Here is a 4,531-nt window from a genome sequence, read left to right on the forward strand (position 1 = left end):
CATCACGATGCAACCCATCGAACCGGGGACATTAGCGTCGAGATGGATGAGCAAATCGGATCGCTCTACTCCATCCTTAGTACGTACCGCAAACGGCGTAATCGGATAAGCATCACCCTCAACCCCCTTAACGTGGGATAGATCGATCGGATTGACTTGCACCCAGTAATTGGCAAAGGTCGGATTGCACTGGTAGGTTGCAGGAATTACCCCCCCGCCTTGCTTAGACCAGCCGCCGATTTTTTGCCACATCCCTAAACCAGTCGTCGCCACCCATCGCCCAATTTGTCCCTGTTCCCAATCGTAAAGTACCAATCGACCGCGATTGAGAGCGGGAGAATTATCGAGCGGCATCGAGAACACTAAGAAAGGTTGTTTAAGCATTATTTAATCATCTCCATCGATTCGCGATTTGTACCCGATCGAACATCGGGATTATAACTATTTGGGGAGTTTTGGTTTGTGGTTGGCAGAATTGTACATAGGGCATCTTTTACATGCGGGTAGTACAGATCTAGAGCCAATGATAAAACTAGCGATAATCCCGAAACAATAAGCTGTAACCATTTTTTCTTCTCCATTATTAATCACTCAAAAACTAAACCATCTCAACCGATTTAACCTAGATATAAGAGAATTCATGCACCACGCAGCTACCCGTCGCGCCTGATTCCCAGATTCCATTAATGACCCCGGTATAGCCGCCGGGGATATCATAGTTACCGCCATTTCGCAAAATTTCCACGCAGGGACTCGCCGCTACCGCAGCCGCAGACCCGAACCGCACCCACATATCTCGATTGGCATTGTTGACAATCAAACCCTCAGGCGATCGATTGGGATTAGCGGGAAGTAATTCGATACTAGTAACAGAGGCGACTTTAATTGTTTCGCTATCGGATCCGATCGCTGGATTAGCTGCAATATAAGAACCACTCATTTGTAAACTTCTAACCTCATTAATTGATAATTGATAAATTGATATTGACGTATTCGGATAGATTGAAATCAGCCGATTGACTGGTTCAAAAGATAATCGATAAGCTGGCAGCAAGATTTTAACCAAGTTATTCCCAAACTCAATCGGTCGATATTCATCGACAAAATACTCACCGTCAATTAGTGCCTCGATTTTTAAATATCCAGCCTTACGCCATACCGGGGGAATCGAACTGATAACTCTAATCAGAATTCGGCTCGATTCCCATACCTGGGGATAAAGGATATTCCCGGTAATATTCTGTGTCATCCAGTTAGGCATTAACGCACAATTTCATCTACTGCAAATTCGATCCGATTTAACTGTTCGGAAGTGGTATCGGAATCTACCCCGGTATAAATCCACAAGTTCAAAGCGATATCCTTAAAGTAATACGGCGGTTCGATTTCGAGCGCGTAAGTATCGGTCAATCGCGTAAACCGATATAAGTTAATCCGATCGAGTAGCAACGCCTTGCGATCCGATACCGTTGTATCTGGAAGCCCACCCGTAACGATTCCCGTCGAGATTTTTTTGGCAATCCGACCCGCAAACCGCCAAGTTGACGGCGCGCTGGGGGAGATTGCCGAAATCGCGATGATGTCGTTCTCCAATAAGAACGGCACCGTAATTAAGGGAATCGGCAGGGTAGATCCGGGGCGAGCGTCGGGAGCCGATGCAGCTTGCGCCGAATAGCTCCAAATGCTCGTCCAGTTGGCTCCATTTTGGAGCTGAAGAATCGGTCTGCTCAATTATCTAACCCATGTATGAAATCCCATTTTTCCAGTCGCTCAGAGCATCATCAATGCTCGTACCACATTCGCTTAAAACTTCGAGAAAATCCTCCGCGTCAATTTGACCTGTCACGAATTCAGTCGTAGCAGCTTCACGAGATCGCATCCGCTCGAACTCGTATTTAAATTCCGCCTCATCCATCTGCGGATAGATAATAATCGGCGTAGCTAAATAATCGTCAAATGTTGCGGGAGAATTCATCTAGTTTTTAGAAAGGATCACTGATTCGGGTTTGAGGTAGAATCGGGCATATTGGAGATCGCCCAAAGTGCCGATAATAGCGTTATAAATCGCCGTAGCGCGAGAATCGATCAGATCGAAAGTAGCGACCCCAGTAGTCACGGAGATCGGCGCGACAAAGTGCGCCTGTGCGTTCCCCGCTGTCGGAACGGAGTATTTAATCACGCGGGTGCCCCAGTTGCTCCGGCTAGCGGTAGGGGTACTAGTGGCTTCCATCGCCTGCACTTGTGCGGGGCGCAAGCCTCTAGGCTTGGGAGCGACCGGATCGGTAACGGTTGCGGGCCCGCGTAAACCTAAAGTTGATAAGCCGCCAAATTTAGTAATTGCCGATTGACTGGCTTGGACGGTAAATAATTGAGATGCCGCACCGTTTTTAATGAGAATGCTAGAGTACACAGCACTAATTTTTTCCTGACGGCGAACGGTTGACAACGGAGGAATCACCCGCGTTCGATAATAATCTTCTCGTGCTTGTGCTAAATCTGCCGCCCGTCGCTGTTGAGCTGCTGTCAAACGTCTTCCCATGTTCTTGTCTCTAAATTTCTCCTACTCAACATGCCCACAAGTGGCTCTAGGTGACACAATTCCTCAGACGAACCCCTATAGGGGTTAAGAATGAAATTCGCTTAAATTCAATTTACCAGCGCATTCCGATACCTGCGATCGGGATCGACTAGTACGGTGGGTGTCGGCTTCCCATATACATGTACTACCGCATGAGTGAAGTACACGGTTCCGACCGGGCGACGACGGGGTTGTTTGTAAGATTTACCTAAAATTGTTTTATTGCCCGGTACCGTCGGGTATGCCGTGACGGGTTCGGCGTTAGTTTTCTGATTTAATAACTTCCAATCGGGAGTATGCGATCGGATGTCGAGAACTTGCTCGATAATTTTTTTGGCTTCAATTTCGCTAAAGCAAAGTAGCTGAAAATAGTACCCTTTCGATTGGTCGATATAACTAAATAGAAACTTGCCGCGCTTCCAAAAAAATCGCGTTCCGCTGACGAATAAACTTTTAATGCGATTGGCAATCGTTGTCGCATCGGCGACGCTTAAAGTACTTGCCGATTCATCAATCAATCTCAAGCTAACTTGAGAGCGCAATGCTTTATATCCGGCTTCTACTTCGGTAGTTTTTTCCTCAAAATAAAGATGTATTTGGGGATAGTATTTGGTGGTTTCTTGGAAGCTAGTAGATGGGGTTCCGAAAATAGCGGGATGAAAATCTACGCACTTTCTCAGCACCACGTAGAACAGCCATAATCGGAGATTGGTCATATCCACTGAATCGCGATCATCGTGAGTGCAAGCAACTCGTAACGAGCCTCTAGAAGTAGCAATACTAGGTACCCAATCGTCATCGCCCACATCGTTGAATTCATCGCGAACGATTTTATTTTGAACTTTAAATAAAACATCTTGAAGATGTTCGGCTGAGTTGAAATTTTCGGCTAATGTCACAACTTATATCTAGGGTTTGGGGATGGCAGAATCGGGAATAGCTGGTGATTGACTGATAATTTTAGCGGCATCAGCAGCCGCTTTTATGCTTGCTGCTTCCGGTGTTTCTGAAGCGTTTCTACCGTCAGAGGCTTCGCTGACACTTTTAGCTAAATCATCGGTTTGTTTGCCTAATTGAGTAAACGTCTCTTGAATCGATAAAGCTTCTGAGGCAACTTGGTCGATTGTTGAAACTACTTCTTGAGCTTGCGTTAATCCGGTGAAGAATCGATTCTGAAAGAATGGGGTGGGATTCATCCAACCGTAGGCTCTCTCCCCTACAACTCTGACCTTTTGTAAGGCGTTACCAATTTTGGAAACGTGAGAACCGACTACTTCCATCGCACCTAAAATCGAGTGCCCGATCGATTGGATCGAGTACATTACCTGCGCGGCGGCTTGATAAATGCGGCTGTATTTTTTCCAATCGGATTTAATACCGTTAACTGTGGCTACACCGAAGATTGATTTAAAGAATGTCTCAGTCCAGTCATTAACAATTTTACCCACATTTAAGGGCGATCCGTTGGGGTCTTGCGATGTATCCTTAATGCCGACTGCGGCAAGTGAGTTACTAACCGCACTAAATAGAGTTTGCGTCAGACCATTCGATAAGAAATAAGCATTATGTAAAATGCCGATGTAGCTGATGATATTCAGGATTTGAGATCGATTGGCAACGTCGGCAATATTGGTCACCCACTTGCTCAAACCGCCGGGAACTAGTGCGCCAAGCTTGTTACTAATTAGATCGAGCTTGCCGCTTAACGGGGCGATGAGGCTGGTATTGAGCGAGTTAATTGCCCCATTAATCGCACCCATCTGCGAGTTAATTAAATCGCCAATGCTACCGCCGTTACCGCACCCGCCTGGTCGGTTGGCTTGACAAGTGCCAGCGGCGGCAGCCGATGTCACGGCGGTTCTAAAATTTTGGCTGCCGACTAATACCGCAGGTAGCGCGGCAAGCTGGGAGCGATTTCCCTGTAATAGATTAATAATTTCAGTTTCTCTTCTC

The 4,531-nt window shown here is 46.5% G+C and carries 7 protein-coding genes; all 7 read right to left on the minus strand.

The features are described from left to right. On the minus strand, positions 1-384 hold a 384-nt coding region (locus tag RMO79_RS14235), incomplete at its 3' end, for a hypothetical protein (protein ID WP_310483828.1). A 238-nt stretch (positions 385-622) separates the two neighbouring features. Next, positions 623-1,249 carry a hypothetical protein gene (locus RMO79_RS14240; protein ID WP_310483829.1) on the minus strand — a complete coding sequence of 209 codons (627 nt, stop codon included), beginning with the start codon at positions 1,247-1,249 and terminating at the stop codon, positions 623-625. 11 nt (positions 1,250-1,260) lie between these two features. Next, positions 1,261-1,731, minus strand: coding sequence for a hypothetical protein (locus tag RMO79_RS14245; RefSeq protein ID WP_310483830.1), 471 nt, complete (start codon positions 1,729-1,731; stop codon positions 1,261-1,263). Between the two features lie 4 nt (positions 1,732-1,735). Next, on the minus strand, positions 1,736-1,975 hold the full coding sequence (locus RMO79_RS14250; protein ID WP_310483832.1) for a hypothetical protein: 240 nt from the start codon (positions 1,973-1,975) through the stop codon (positions 1,736-1,738). Continuing rightward, positions 1,976-2,539 (minus strand): hypothetical protein, encoded by a 564-nt coding sequence (locus RMO79_RS14255; RefSeq protein ID WP_310483834.1) that lies wholly within the window; start codon positions 2,537-2,539, stop codon positions 1,976-1,978. Between the two features lie 107 nt (positions 2,540-2,646). Continuing rightward, positions 2,647-3,477 carry a hypothetical protein gene (locus RMO79_RS14260; RefSeq protein WP_310483836.1) on the minus strand — a complete coding sequence of 277 codons (831 nt, stop codon included), beginning with the start codon at positions 3,475-3,477 and terminating at the stop codon, positions 2,647-2,649. Positions 3,478-3,486: 9 nt separating this feature from the next. After that, positions 3,487-4,531, minus strand: a 1,045-nt coding sequence (locus RMO79_RS14265; protein ID WP_310483838.1) for a hypothetical protein, incomplete at its 5' end; no start/stop codon positions are given.

The sequence above is a fragment of the Chamaesiphon sp. VAR_48_metabat_403 genome (assembly GCF_031422475.1).
Taxonomy (GTDB): Bacteria; Cyanobacteriota; Cyanobacteriia; order Cyanobacteriales; family Chamaesiphonaceae; genus Chamaesiphon.

Coding starts and splice junctions, on each gene's coding strand:
- RMO79_RS14240 (WP_310483829.1), bottom strand. CDS start 1,249: ATGACACAGAATATTACCGGGAATATCCTTTATCCCCAGGTATGGGAA.
- RMO79_RS14250 (WP_310483832.1), bottom strand. CDS start 1,975: ATGAATTCTCCCGCAACATTTGACGATTATTTAGCTACGCCGATTATT.
- RMO79_RS14255 (WP_310483834.1), bottom strand. CDS start 2,539: ATGGGAAGACGTTTGACAGCAGCTCAACAGCGACGGGCGGCAGATTTA.